Source organism: Bacteroidota bacterium (genome assembly GCA_016714535.1).
GTDB lineage: Bacteria > Bacteroidota > Bacteroidia > AKYH767-A > OLB10 > JADKFV01.
In genome coordinates, this window is the sequence record JADKDR010000002.1 from 581,192 (window position 1) to 594,846 (window position 13,655).

Here is a 13,655-nt window from a genome sequence, read left to right on the forward strand (position 1 = left end):
GAAACCCTTGAAGGGATGAAACGAAATTTAAAATCAATTCAACAATGTAATTACTACGCGTCTGTTTTGTGCACGGCCAGCTTCGGTATCATTTGTCGCTACAGGATCTGTTTCACCTTTACCATCTACAATTTGAAAACGCGTTTGAGGTATGCCCCGTTGTTTCAAATAATTTACTACTGCCTGTGCTCTGCTTTTCGAAAGCATATTGTTAGTTGCATCATCGCCTTGATTATCGGTATGGCCCACAATATTCAATTTTGTGTTTTCAGCCTGTATCAATAAATTATAAATTTTTTCGAGCTCTGTTGTCGAACTTGATGATATATCTGCACTACCGGTTTTGAAATTTATTTTCCATTCGCCCGATGCCATTACCTCTTTCTTCTCTTCGGTGTAATCAACTTTTTCGGGGGCAGTCGATTCTATGTCGTTTATATTTTTTAAGAAAAATAAATTTACTGCATTGTCGTAAGGAACCACACCACCAACGTTTTCGTTAAACCCAAAAGGATTTAATTCTGTCAAATAATTTGATACCTGATTGTAAACAGATTTGTATCGATTTACTCCATCGGTGATTCCAAAATATTGCATAGCATCGGCATAGTTAAAAACCTTAGAACCACCCATGTTATAAGTTAAACCATTTTTTGTGCCTTGCTGACCCTGAAACATTTTATACCAATAATCGGCATTTTCAATTTTATATGTTGCCGTTACTGCTTCGGCTGCACGCATGCGCCAATCGTCATAATTTTTCATTTGGTTTGAAGCAGTAAGCGATGCTTTTAAAATATTGGAAACCATATCAGGATTTTTTGTGGCCCATTCTTTTACTCCTATTAATGCAACAGGCATTTGATTATTAAATTCTTTGGTAGAAACTATATCAACAAAGCCCGATAATTTGTCGAACACAACTTTATCGCCCGGAGTCCATGTAGCACAACCATCAATTTTGCGGCTCACTGTTTTACCGGTTAGCTTGCCTTCTTTCACACCTTTCAACGAAACAGTCCATCCAGTAGTTTGCGATTTTATAAGTTCTTCGGCAGCCTTCATATAATCATCGTTTTCCGATGGAAAAAAGTTTACTGCATCTTCGTCATACGTTGTGGGATCGGGATTTACTTTCAACCCATTTGCAAAACAATAATTTACAGTAGTAACCCAATCGCCATCGCCAAGTACAGTGGATATCAATGCGCCTTTCATGCTTTTTGGATTTGATTTCCATGCCGGTGGGCCTATTAATTTATCTTCACCATAACTCATTCCCAAAGCGCCCATCACTTGCAGATGATATTTATCCTTGCCATATTTTTCGTCTAACGACTTTTGTACCGAGCTAATATAAAACGGAGCACCATCGCCCATTATCATTACAGCAAAAACACTTTTATCCGATTGCGGAAACGCCTCACCCTGATCGTACTCTTCGATAAATTTCATTTGCATATTGCGTAATTCCGATAACCAATCCTGACGGATAATTTCAAGGTTCACATTATTTTTTTCCATCAACGATCCTTTTGTAGTAACCGGCCCTCCGTTGGCAACTATGATGCCCGATTGCGCATTCCAGGCATAACCGGCAATACGAATTTTTGGTTTGCTGCTTACTTCGCTCGATTCGTCTTTTGCAGGCAATGCAATTTTATCAGCATTCACTACATTATTTACATCGGCTTTGTTTACGTCAATGCCTTCGAGTTTTTTCGATATTGATGTTTTTATTCCGGGCGATATAAAATAAATAGCGCCAAGTATTCCGCCTATTACTACCAGCACAATCAGCAATTCGGATAAGGTAGTAAGTTTTTGAGTACGAAGAATTTTTCCCATTTTTTTATTTGATTTATAATTTCTGTTTTTGAATTTCTATAATATGTGTTTGAAATACTTTTTTAAAATGATACAATTTATAAGGTAAAATTTTTTGATGCCGGTAAATTTTTGCACCCCAAAAAAATTAATGATATGAATTAAAAAATATCGCCAAATCCACCACTGTTTTGTTTGTCGTCTTTGGTGAGTTTGTAATCGGGATTATTATATTTTGTCGAATCGGGCACTTTGCTATCACCTGTTTTTATTTCATCGGCAAGCTTATCAAGACGTGCATACAACTCATCGTTGTCGACAGAATATTGTGCTGTGAGATTATCAATGTCTATCAAATTTTCGGACGTGCGGGCAATGTCCTGAGCAATAGTTGATGTTACCACATCGAGTGCATACTCCAGTTCCCAGTCTTTAGTAAACAGCATGGCACTTTTTGCACTTTCGGTTGCAGCCTTGGCATTTTTAGCAAATTCAAATTCCTTGCGCAACATTACTATTGTAGTATCGAAGTCGGCAATTTTTATATCGATAGCAGTGCCGGCAAGTGTAAGTTTACGATCCATTTTGCCTAATATATTTGCACGCGAACCATACTTTTGAATAAAATTTTTACTCTGCTCGTACTGCTGTGAAATGCGTTGCGAGTTGCTGAGCTTTTTTGCTAAATCACTTTGCAACGTAACATATTCATCAGTATCTTTTGCAGCATTGCCAGCTGTTTTCACCATGTCTTCCATAGTGGTTTTAAGCTTTTCGGCTTGACGCTGTAAACTCAATAATTCTTCCTGAAAAGTTTTTGCTTCCTTTTCCGATTTCGATGCCTCAACCTCCATATTCGATTTCAACGCTTTCAATTTCGCTTTTGTATTTTTAAACACATCACGGTTTTTTATCATCTTCATTTTTTGCTCTTCGAGCTCAGCAAAAGGATTGCTTTCTATTAAAGATTTATGCAAACTCTTGGTGGCAAATCGCAACCCTTTCATAATAACAGGAAACATCATGGCTAAAAAAATGAGAAAAACTCCCGTTGCCGATAAGGCAATAGCCTGACCAAGCATGGTGAATAATGGAGGTAAAATATATGTCCATGTTAAATAACCGGCAGTTCCCAAAAGTCCTAAACTCAAAAGCCAAAATAGTGGCTTCTGATTTTTTTTCAAATCTTCGGTACGCAAAGCAATTTCGCCTTTGGCTTCGTCAAAGTGTTTTAATATTGGCAGTTCGAGAAGGTTAGCTTTTTCTTGTTCGTATTTGTTCATATATCTTTTATTATAAGTATTGATTTATTCCGTTGACAATATTTTGAATAGACTCAACCATTTTATTTTTAGCGTGATTGTTTGCTTGCAATTTATGGTCGGTTTCTAAAATGGGCGCCACATATTTTTGCTCCAGTTTTTGCAACTCGGATTTTTTTTCGTTCAATTCTTTTTGCAATTGCATAATGTTTTTTTCAATATCGTTAATGGCAATTGTGAGGTCCACATTTTCCTGCTTTTGGGCATTGGCAAGTTCGTTGCGTTTATTCAAACCTGTGCCGGCAAATTTGGTGTGCACCTTTTCTATTTCATTTATATAAAACTTCGATTTCTCTATCAACATGTCTTTAGATAAATCTGGTTTTATCGATTTTCCCATCGCAAACGCCATTTGAAAGCTTTGAGGATTATTTGCTCCAACTGTTACAACAGATTTATAAAATTCGAAAAAATCGTAATCAGGAAGGTTGAGCGAATCGAAACCTTTTTGATAAACATCAATCACTTCGTTTAAATAAGGATTATTCGGGTTTAATGATGTTACAACTGTAGAATGAGTAATTCCTGCCGTTTCTGGAAATTTAGTTTCTGCTTTATTGCCCGGCTTGCTGTTGTTGCCCGCTATCTCTTCTTTTGGTTTGCTGTCTTCGGTATCTGTTATAAACAGGGTTTTCCAGTTAAATGATTTCTCGCCCATAGAATAAATTTTAGGTTCAAAAGTAGTAATTATTACAATACGCCACCGTTATTTCATTTGTAAGAAAAGCGTTGTCCACCCGTTAAAAACATTTTCTTGATGGAGTATCCGTGGCTTCCTCACAAAAACATAATCTATGCATCTCAAAATTTATAACTATTTTTGAAGCAATGAAATTTAATAACGAAGATGCCAAGTTTGCCAGTTATTATAATGTACTTATCAATTTGATAAACAATAATAAGAGATGGGACCAAGTAACCACTTGGCAACGCAATACCATCACAACTGTTGCCAACTCTGCTACTAGTATAGCACCCGTTGCATTAGCATACATTGAGTTTTTAAACAAATCGTTCACGTTTCGCACCAATGCTAAAGAAGGGTTTGCAAAGCAACAGATTATAAAAACAGAGAATTTTGAACTGGCAACAATGTTGGCTTCGCCCAATCCCTTTGCGGATGTTACGTTTATACAAGTTTCAATACCGATAGGGCAAACCTGGAGTATGAGGATTGTTGATATTACAGGACGAGCAATATTGCAAACGCAATTGGTTGCAGGTAAATATGAATTACCAATCAATGCAAGTGAACTTAATGGTAATGGCGTTTATTTTTGCCAACTTATATGCGATGGCAAGCCAACAGAAACCATAAAAATAATTTGCTTAAAATAATGGCAAAACTAACGCCATACTTATTCCTGCCCTTTGTACTTTTTGTTTTTACGTGCAAAGGGCAGGTTTATTTTAATAATACGTATAGTAGCGGTTTGCCCGATTCGGCATTTCGTGGCGAAACTATTCGTTCAATTGTTGAATATGAAAACGATAGTACGTATGTAATAAACTTAGTTTCGCAAAATGTAACCAATGGTGAGCTTGTTACCATTTTTACAAAACTCAACAATCAAGGCGTACCAATTTTATCGAAGCAATATGGTTATCCAAATCATTATTTTTTAGGTTTTAAATTGATAAAATTAAAAGATGGCTACATGTTAAGTTGTGGACAAGACTATGATAATTCGCTTGCCTATAGTAAAGCTATTTTATTAAAATTGAATACGCAATTGGATACAATATGGAAAAGGGAATACCTTGGCAATGGCACGTTCAACTATGCAATTGTAGACGTTATAGAGTCCTATGACAAAGGTTATATTGGAATTGGATTCTCCTCAAACGCAATCGACACAATGGATATTTGGATACTCCGCACCGACTCAATGGGGAACCAACTATGGGACACAACGTTAACCCAACCATATTGGCAAAATGGATATGCCATAGCCGCAACAGATGATAGTTGTTATATACTGGGGTGTATGGCGCAAAACGCTCCTGGTGGACCGCCACCACTAATTTGGTTGGCTAAAATGGACGATAATAAGAAGATAGCATGGAGTAAATATGTTTACGGTATTGGCGCAACAGCTATCCAAAATTTGATGAAAACTAAAGATGGCAAATTTCTTTCTATTGGTGTTAATAATAAAAGCTGGGGGCAAGGCACCAATGAGAATTATGGGTTAATTGTAAAATTTGATTCGGCAGGTAATATTTTAAAATATAAAGTTCATGGCAGTCCACTTCAACGTTCAGAATATTGGAATGCGATTGAGGAAGCAGATGGTGGTTTTATAATTAGTGGAAATATTTTTGATACAGTTCCTGGCAACTATGAAGCAGATGGGTACATAGTAAAACTTGACAGTGCCTTAGATACCCTTTGGACCCAAACCATAAAGATAGATAGTTTGGGTTATATTGATTACTTTTTTAATATTGCCCGTACCCATGATGGTGGCTTTGCATGCACAGGTATGCGCATTGGTACTATACCTTACAATACTGATGGTTGGGTTATAAAATTTGATAGCCTCGGATGCCAAAGTGCCAATTGTTGGTTGGGCATAAATGAAACAACATTGCATAAAACAGATTTGCCTTTTGTATTTCCAAACCCAACAACCGATTTTTGTATTGTTCGCTTTACACATCAAGGCCCGGTGCAAGTAGAAGTGTTTGATGCTATTGGTCGACAAATAAAAAATGTACGTGCATTACCATTTGGAGATACAGATATACATATTGACCTGCGCCAAGCACCAAATGGTATACTTTTATTAAGATTAAAAAATGGTTCAAATATTCTATCAACAAAAATTATAAAAAAATAAAATCATGTTAACCAAAGTGCAATCCCGCAAGGAGGGAAAAAAACTATTGTTCTTCTTACTGTTAACTATGAGTATATACGTTGCTCAAAGTCAAACCAATGTGTATCATCCATTTCCAAACAATGGTGCAATGTGGAGTGTGAAATGGGATGGATCTTCTATTTGTCAAGATTTAGATTACTTTAGCTATGGTGATAGTGTAATTAACAACTTAATATATCACAAAGTATGGGTAACAGGCTTAGAAAGAGTGTGCTTTATCGGATACCCAAAAGATACTATCAGCAATTATGCGGGCGCCTATCGCAACGATTCAGCTGCAAAAAAAGTATATTGGCTTGAAGCCGATAGCAGTAATGACAAACTACTTTATACTTTTGATGTGCATGTAGGCGATACCTTACCGTTAGATATTTACAATATGTATGGTGGTACTCTACCAGTTAAAGTAAAAATGAAGGATTCTGTGTTGCTTAGTGATGGAACTTACCGCAAGGCATATTGGGTCGGTTATGCAGGGCAACCAGGTACTTTTCGTAGAATTGTAGAAGGAATTGGAAGTGAAGGCGGATTAATTGAAAGGTTATGGGATGGCATTTCTGATTTGTACATTTTAAAATGCTTTACTATGGATACGCTAAGTTTGTATCCAAATAATGGTAGCACTTGTTATCCGTATATTCCAAGCGGGTTTACACCTATTTTAAATAATATTGTATTTAGCATTTACCCCAATCCTAACAATGGCAAATTTTATTTGCCAAAAGATTTTCGTTTCGATGCAATAAAAATTTATAATTCATTCGGTCAGGAAATATCATTTACAATTTCAAATAAAAATGAGATTGACATAACCGAACAACCCGCTGGGCTGTATTTTGTAAAAATAAGTGCTGGTAAAAATGTGTATGTGGCCAAGGTGTTGAAGGAGGATTGAGGAAATTAAAAATTGAAGATTTAGATTTGTAAGATGATACAATTTTATAAAATATATTTTTCAAACTTTATCAGCTTGAAGTAAGCTTGAAGGGAAAGATAAAAATTTGACGACCATCAACTAAAATCAATCTCCGTACTATCACCAATATTTAAACTTTGGCTAAAGCCTTTAAGATATGCATCGCTGCCAATAACAGAATGATGCAAGGTGGCTGTTTCGAGTTGTGAGTATGAACCAATTATAGAATCGCTTATTATTGATGTGCTAATAATGGTGTGTTCGCCAATCGATACATTAGGGCCTATAATAGAATCGCTAATGCGGCAATTTTCGGCAATGCTCACAGGCTCAATAACTATCGTATTTGGAAAACGATATTTAATTTCCCCACCGCTCGTCCGCATTTGCAATGCGGATGTACCAAATTATTTTCCACCACTCATCCGAATTTACAATCCAGATTTACCATGTTCACCTTCTCGCACTCATTACAAATCCATGGCCTTCACCACCCAATTTAACACCATCGAAACGCTACCGTTCTTGTCAGAAATTTTCTGCTTTTTATTTTCGATAGTATAACATGGTTTTGAAAAAAGGGAATTAGAATTTTATAAATCAGAATTAGATTAATTACATGTTGAATCAGAAATGGCAAAAAAAAATTACAGCTTCTACTTATTCATCAAACCACGCCATTAAATCCTGTGGCTTGAGTATTCGTTTCTCATCAGTCATAAAGTCACGATTAATCATCCCATCTTTAAATTGTAAAAGCCTATTGCCATATTGAATAGCATCGCGCATCGAATGTGTAATATAAAGCACACAGAGTTTTTTTTCGGTTGCCAGTTGTTTTGAAAGATGCATCACCAATGTTGCCGATTTGGGATCGAGTGCCGCTGTAGGTTCATCAAGCATGAGTATGCTGCAATTGCTTTGTGCTGCCATCAGTAGCGATAATGCCTGCCGTTGTCCACCCGATAAGTTGCCAACCAACGAATCTAGTTTTGCTTCCAGCCCCATTTCAATTTTTGCAACCGATTCCTGAACCTGCTTGCGGAAATCTGAATTGATCCTGTTAAACAGCGTACGCGGATTATTTCGCAAATAAGCAATCCTAAAATTTTCTACAATTGACAGATCGGAAATAGTGCCCGTAGTTGGGTTTTGAAAAAGGCGCGCTATCAAGCGACTCCGCTCGTGTTCTGCTTGTCGATTAACATTTGTGTTTTCTATCAGTATGTTTCCCGAATCGGGCTGCAGGCTGCCAGCTATTACGTTTAAGAATGTGGATTTACCAGAACCATTATGCCCAATAATTGTTACAAATTCTCCAGCGTTTATAGTTACCGTTACATGCTGCATGGCCTTCACCTGGTCAGGCGTATTTTTATTGAAGGTGACACATATATTCTCTAGTGCGATCATGCAGTTTTTTTCTTGGCCGAATAGGTAAGTAATACAACCAGCAAAATAGTTAGTGCCTGCATAAGTCGCAGCAGGTCGGTATTCAATTCAAGCGTAAGAATAAAAGCAAACAGCAGTCGCAATAATAGCATGCCGGCTACAATGCACATCAGCCTGAAGAATAAATGCGGTTTAGGAAAAAACGAATGGGCGGCTTCGCCAATCATCACTGCTGCAAGCCCCATCACCACAATGCCTGTGCCCATATTAATATCAGCAAATTGTTGCAGCATACATACCATAGCGCCTGCACCGGCTGTAAACATGTTGGCAATGGCAAGGCCTTTAATTTTTAATAGAGGGGTATTCACAGCATTTGCTTTCAGCATGGCCTCATTACTTCCAATAGCACGAAGCAAAATTCCAAAATCGGAGGTAAGAACAAAGTAATGTTTCACAATAACCAATAGCACAAATGCTGTTAACCATAACCCTATATGTTGTGTGAATTCGAATGGCGAATTTGCCAAAGGCAAATTGCTGCGGCCCATTATAACCAGATTAACAGAGTACAAAGCAGTCATCACAATAATGCCGCTAAGCATAATGTGTACCTTAAGCTTTGTATGTATAAGTCCTGTTATGCCTCCGGCACATGCCCCTGCACACACGGCCAGTATCACTACCAAAATAGGATTGGCTTGTTGTGCAAGTCCTGTCGCTACAATCGCTCCGCCAAGTGTAAAAGTACCATCCGTAGTAAGGTCAGGCAATTGTAAAACGCGCATACCGGTATACAAGCCAAGTGCCAAGAGCGCATAGCATAAACCTAAATTTATTGCATTTAAATAAAGCTCCATGTATTAACTTTTCTTATTCAATTACCTCAAACCCCATGGGCAGTTCAATGCCAAATTTTGTTGCTTGCTTTTTATTAATTACAAAGTGGCGATTCGCCACTTCTTGCAAACTTAGTTGTTTGGTATTTTTTGTTTTAAGGTAAACGGCAGCCTGCACACCGGCCTGATAGCCCCATTGATAAAAGTTAGCGCCATACGAAGCAAGTGCACCGCGTGCTACAAGACCTGCCTCGCTGGTAAATATGGGGACACTTGCTTTTTCGCAGCTGCGGGAAATGGTTTCGAATGCCGAAAAAATTATATTGTCGGGGAGAGCAAAGAAGGCATCAATATTTTTCGCAAGCAATGCATCTGTAACTGCTTGTGCTTCTCCCGATGAACTTACACTCAACACCACCAATTCAATTCCTTGCCGCTTACATGCGTTAGTAATTACTTCAAGTGCATCGCGGGATTGCGATTCTGCCTGATTACACATTACCCCAACTTTTTTTATTTGTGGCATTAGCCGTTGCATCACTACTACCGAAGTATCCAGGTAATTTAAAACTTCATACACCCCAAACAAATTTTTAGGTTTTTCTCCATCTATCTGCAGGCCTGCAATATCAGGCCGTGGAGCTACCATCATTACAATAGGAATAGTTTTGGTTTGCTTAGCTGCCGCTATGGTTGCCTGCGTGCTGTTGGTAGCAATTAATATTTTATTTGCTGCAACCATACTTTGGCTTGCTTGCACCAAAGTTGCAAGATCGCCTTGTGCATTCAAAAATTTAATGCGAACAGTAGAATCATTCACATACCCTGCTTTGGCAAGGGCAGCAACAAAGCCATCGCGTGCCTGACTAATGGTGGCATCTTCAAAAGCATCCAAAAATCCTATTTCAGGCATGCGGCCATCACCTTTATTCGTACATGAAAATAAATGTACTGTTAGCAAAACACAAACTAACCAGCCGTAACTGCTTTTCTTAATTATCATGTTGGATTTATTTTTTTATTTTGCTGATGCCTTGTAGCATCGCGTGTAGTTTTCTTTTCCAGGTTTTGTTTCAATGCTTCTTCCAGATTTACACCGGTTTGATTTGCAAGGCAAATCAACACAAACAATACATCGGCCATTTCATCGCCAAGGTTATGTTCCTCTTCTTTGTTTTTAAACGATTGCTCACCATACTTACGTGCCACAATGCGCGCAAGCTCTCCCGTTTCTTCCATGAGTAAAGCCATGTTGGTGAGTTCGTTAAAATATCTGACTCCTACGGTTTTTATCCAACCATCAATTTCTTGTTGCGCCTCAATTATGGTCATACGTTTTTCAAATTGTCATTTTTTTTCATTACAAAAAATTCAAAATCGAATTCATTTTTTTCATTTTTAGCATAGTTCCTTTGTTCTGTTATTTCCCAATCATTCATGTTGATTTCAGGAAAATAAACATCGGCATCTTCAAAGGTAGCATCAACTATGGTCAGGTATAATTTATCAGCCAGTGGCAACCCTAGTTGGTATAATTGTGCACCACCTATGATGAAAACTTCTTCTTCGCCTTTGCATAATGCAAAGGCATCTGCAAGGCTACTCACAGTGGTAACTCCTTCTATTTTTAAGTTCTTGTTTTTCGAAACCACAATATTTTTCCTGTTGGGTAATGGCCGCATAATGCTTTCATAAGTTTTGCGACCCATAATGATGGTATGTCCTGTAGTTAGTTGTTTAAATAATTTTAAGTCATCCGAAAGCTTCCACAGCAACTGATTGTTTTTTCCTATGGCATTGTTTTTTCCTATGGCTACAATGATGCTAATACCTGGAGTACTCATACGTGCTAAATTTTTACTGCAAAGGTTTAGAATTGGCAGCTTCTTTTAAATATAATTCAGTGTGAATGTAAGTATAAAATATTCGAATTATTTGCATTCATAACTATAACAAATAGGAAGAAGCAAAGGTTTAATTGAGGCAGCTTTTCTAACTATAACTATACTGCCACTTGTCCTTTTATGGCCGGGTGGCATTGATAGTTTTCAATTACGATATCCTCAAATTTAAAGGCAAACACATCTCGTACATTCGGATTTAATTTTAGTGTTGGCAAGGGAAGTGGTGTGCGCGTAAGCTGCAGATTCACCTGCTCCATATGATTGTTATAAATGTGAGCATCGCCAAAGGTGTGAATAAACTCGCCTGCAAGGAGGCCGCAGCAATGTGCCACCATTTCGGTAAGCAACGCATACGAGGCTATGTTGAATGGCACCCCCAGAAAAATATCAGCACTACGCTGATACAACTGACAACTTAATTTTCCATCAATTACATAAAACTGAAACAAGCTATGACAAGGAGGTAAAGCCATCGAATCTACATCTGCAACATTCCATGCACTAACCAGTAACCTGCGCGAGTCTGGATTTTTTTTAATCATCGCTATCACTTGTGCCAGTTGATCTATTACACGGCCATCAGCGGTTTCCCATTTGCGCCACTGCTTTCCATATACAGGGCCAAGGTCGCCATGCTCATCAGCCCATTCATCCCAAATGCTTACACCATTGTTTTTCAAATAGGCTATATTTGTATCTCCCGAAATAAACCACAACAACTCATGAATAATACTGCGCAGATGCAGCTTTTTGGTTGTTACCATCGGGAATCCATCAGCCAGATTAAAGCGCATTTGATAACCAAATATACTCTTGGTTCCGGTGCCTGTGCGGTCATGTTTTTGCACCCCGTGTTGCATCACATGTTTTAGTAAGTCAAGATATTGCTGCATCTTAATAATTTGAATGAGGTTGCAAAGGTAGGCAATGTTCATTTGCAAAATTTTGCTCACATACTTAAAATACCAACAAAGCATTTATAACATGCACATCTAAGTTTATAAAAAACCATTTGTGTTTATATACAAATCTTGTAGGTTTGCAGCCCTTCAAAGTTGACAAGGCAGGATTAATAAAACTTGACCTTTATCACTTAACAAAGCAAGACATTCAAAAAATATATTTTTTAAACAGAAATACACGATAAAAAAAATTTAAAATATGGCATATTTATTCACCTCAGAATCCGTATCCGAAGGACATCCGGACAAAGTAGCCGATCAGATAAGCGATGCATTAATTGATCATTTTCTTGCCTATGACCCAAGCAGCAAAGTTGCTTGCGAAACGCTCGTAACTACCGGGCAGGTAGTACTTGCGGGTGAAGTAAAATCATCGGCATACCTTGATGTGCAAGAAATTGCGCGCGAAGTTATTGGCAAAATAGGCTACACCAAAAGCGAATATATGTTTGAGGCACACTCATGCGGAGTGCTAAGTGCAATACACGAGCAGTCGGCCGATATTAATCGCGGTGTTGAGCGCAAAAATCCAATGGATCAGGGAGCAGGCGATCAGGGAATGATGTTTGGTTATGCCTGTCGCGAAACAGATAATTACATGCCACTGCCTTTAGAACTTGCCCATTTATTGTTGCGCGAGTTAGCCGACATTCGCAAAGAACAAAAAACGATGAAATACCTGCGCCCCGATGCTAAAAGCCAGGTTACAATTGAGTATGATGATAACAACAAACCGGTACGTATAGATGCAATAGTAATTAGCACGCAGCACGATGACTTTGATAAAGATGCCGTAATGCTTAAGAAGATAAAGGATGACGTAATCAACATACTGGTGCCACGTGTAATGAAAAAATTGCCTAAGCGTGTGCAGGCATTATTCAATAATAAAATTGTGTACCATGTAAATCCAACCGGTAAGTTTGTAATTGGTGGACCACATGGAGATACCGGCCTTACAGGGCGTAAGATTATTGTTGATACCTATGGTGGCAAAGGTGCACATGGTGGTGGAGCATTCTCTGGCAAAGATCCAAGTAAGGTGGACCGTAGCGCAGCATATGCTACCCGACACATTGCAAAGAACATGGTAGCAGCAGGCCTGTGCGATGAAGTATTGGTACAAGTAGCATACGCCATAGGCGTTGCCAAGCCAGTTGGACTTTATATCAATACTTACGGTAGTTCAAAAGTACAAATGACCGATGGTGCCATTGCCAAAAAAATAGAAACCATATTTGACATGCGACCCTATGCCATTGAACAACGTTTCAATTTGCGCACACCTATCTACTCCGAAACCGCATCATACGGCCACATGGGACGCAATACCAAAGAAGTAACCAAAATATTCAACAAAGGAAAAGTCAACGAGAAAAAAATCAAAGTCAAACTATTTCCATGGGAAGAATTGAATTACGTGCAAGCCATTAAAAAAGCATTCGCACTATAAGCAATTGCAAATCCACGTAATAAACGAACCGCAGCCACACCGTTGCGGTTTTTTTATGATTAAGAAACAGCGGACATCTCCTTGCAAATTACAATGAGTTCCCGCTTTACACTCCAATCTTTTTTTTGGTGCGATCGAAAAATAAAAAAAAGGAT

At 38.2% G+C, this 13,655-nt stretch carries 14 protein-coding genes; 4 read left to right on the forward strand and 10 right to left on the reverse strand.

Features of this window, described 5'->3' with window-relative positions:
- Positions 1 to 33: 33 nt before the first annotated feature.
- The 3 genes from IPO27_05510 to IPO27_05520 all read right to left on the reverse strand — a co-directional run bounded on the left by IPO27_05510 (position 34) and on the right by IPO27_05520 (position 3,807).
- Positions 34 to 1,848: an OmpA family protein gene (locus IPO27_05510; protein ID MBK8846049.1), complete on the reverse strand. Its 1,815-nt coding sequence runs from the start codon at positions 1,846 to 1,848 to the stop codon at positions 34 to 36.
- 140 nt (positions 1,849 to 1,988) lie between these two features.
- Positions 1,989 to 3,110, reverse strand: coding sequence for a hypothetical protein (locus IPO27_05515; GenBank protein MBK8846050.1), 1,122 nt, complete (start codon positions 3,108 to 3,110; stop codon positions 1,989 to 1,991).
- 10 nt (positions 3,111 to 3,120) lie between these two features.
- Entirely contained in the window at positions 3,121 to 3,807 is a 687-nt protein-coding gene (locus IPO27_05520; protein MBK8846051.1) for a hypothetical protein, read from the reverse strand.
- 170 nt (positions 3,808 to 3,977) lie between these two features.
- On the opposite strand from IPO27_05520, the gene IPO27_05525 reads away from it, so the two are divergent.
- From IPO27_05525 to IPO27_05535, 3 genes are read left to right on the forward strand one after another with little or no spacing between them, the layout of a single operon-like run.
- Positions 3,978 to 4,487 carry a T9SS type A sorting domain-containing protein gene (locus IPO27_05525; GenBank protein ID MBK8846052.1) on the forward strand — a complete coding sequence of 170 codons (510 nt, stop codon included), beginning with the start codon at positions 3,978 to 3,980 and terminating at the stop codon, positions 4,485 to 4,487.
- Entirely contained in the window at positions 4,487 to 5,992 is a 1,506-nt protein-coding gene (locus IPO27_05530; protein MBK8846053.1) for a T9SS type A sorting domain-containing protein, read from the forward strand. The genes IPO27_05525 and IPO27_05530 overlap by 1 nt, the downstream gene beginning before the upstream one ends.
- A 4-nt stretch (positions 5,993 to 5,996) precedes the next feature.
- Positions 5,997 to 6,929, forward strand: a complete 933-nt coding sequence (locus tag IPO27_05535) for a T9SS type A sorting domain-containing protein (protein MBK8846054.1) — start codon at positions 5,997 to 5,999, stop codon at positions 6,927 to 6,929.
- Between the two features lie 116 nt (positions 6,930 to 7,045).
- On the opposite strand, the gene IPO27_05540 is transcribed toward IPO27_05535, so the two are convergent.
- The 7 genes from IPO27_05540 to IPO27_05570 form a co-directional block, all read right to left on the reverse strand.
- Positions 7,046 to 7,336 (reverse strand): hypothetical protein, encoded by a 291-nt coding sequence (locus tag IPO27_05540; protein MBK8846055.1) that lies wholly within the window; start codon positions 7,334 to 7,336, stop codon positions 7,046 to 7,048.
- A 274-nt stretch (positions 7,337 to 7,610) separates the two neighbouring features.
- Positions 7,611 to 8,363 (reverse strand): ATP-binding cassette domain-containing protein, encoded by a 753-nt coding sequence (locus IPO27_05545; GenBank protein ID MBK8846056.1) that lies wholly within the window; start codon positions 8,361 to 8,363, stop codon positions 7,611 to 7,613.
- Complete coding sequence (locus tag IPO27_05550; protein MBK8846057.1) at positions 8,360 to 9,202, reverse strand: ABC transporter permease; 843 nt, start codon at positions 9,200 to 9,202, stop codon at positions 8,360 to 8,362. The genes IPO27_05545 and IPO27_05550 overlap by 4 nt, the downstream gene beginning before the upstream one ends.
- Positions 9,203 to 9,215: 13 nt before the next feature.
- Positions 9,216 to 10,184: an ABC transporter substrate-binding protein gene (locus tag IPO27_05555; GenBank protein ID MBK8846058.1), complete on the reverse strand. Its 969-nt coding sequence runs from the start codon at positions 10,182 to 10,184 to the stop codon at positions 9,216 to 9,218.
- A complete protein-coding gene (locus tag IPO27_05560; protein ID MBK8846059.1) occupies positions 10,181 to 10,513 on the reverse strand; it encodes a nucleotide pyrophosphohydrolase in 333 nt (110 codons plus the stop codon). The genes IPO27_05555 and IPO27_05560 overlap by 4 nt, the downstream gene beginning before the upstream one ends.
- Positions 10,510 to 11,025 (reverse strand): dihydrofolate reductase, encoded by a 516-nt coding sequence (locus tag IPO27_05565; GenBank protein ID MBK8846060.1) that lies wholly within the window; start codon positions 11,023 to 11,025, stop codon positions 10,510 to 10,512. The genes IPO27_05560 and IPO27_05565 overlap by 4 nt, the downstream gene beginning before the upstream one ends.
- Before the next feature lie 158 nt (positions 11,026 to 11,183).
- On the reverse strand, positions 11,184 to 11,978 hold the full coding sequence (locus tag IPO27_05570) for a thymidylate synthase (GenBank protein ID MBK8846061.1): 795 nt from the start codon (positions 11,976 to 11,978) through the stop codon (positions 11,184 to 11,186).
- Positions 11,979 to 12,246: 268 nt separating this feature from the next.
- Here IPO27_05570 and IPO27_05575 point away from each other — a divergent pair, with 268 nt between their 5' ends.
- Positions 12,247 to 13,500 (forward strand): methionine adenosyltransferase, encoded by a 1,254-nt coding sequence (locus IPO27_05575; protein ID MBK8846062.1) that lies wholly within the window; start codon positions 12,247 to 12,249, stop codon positions 13,498 to 13,500.
- Positions 13,501 to 13,655 lie beyond the last annotated feature (155 nt).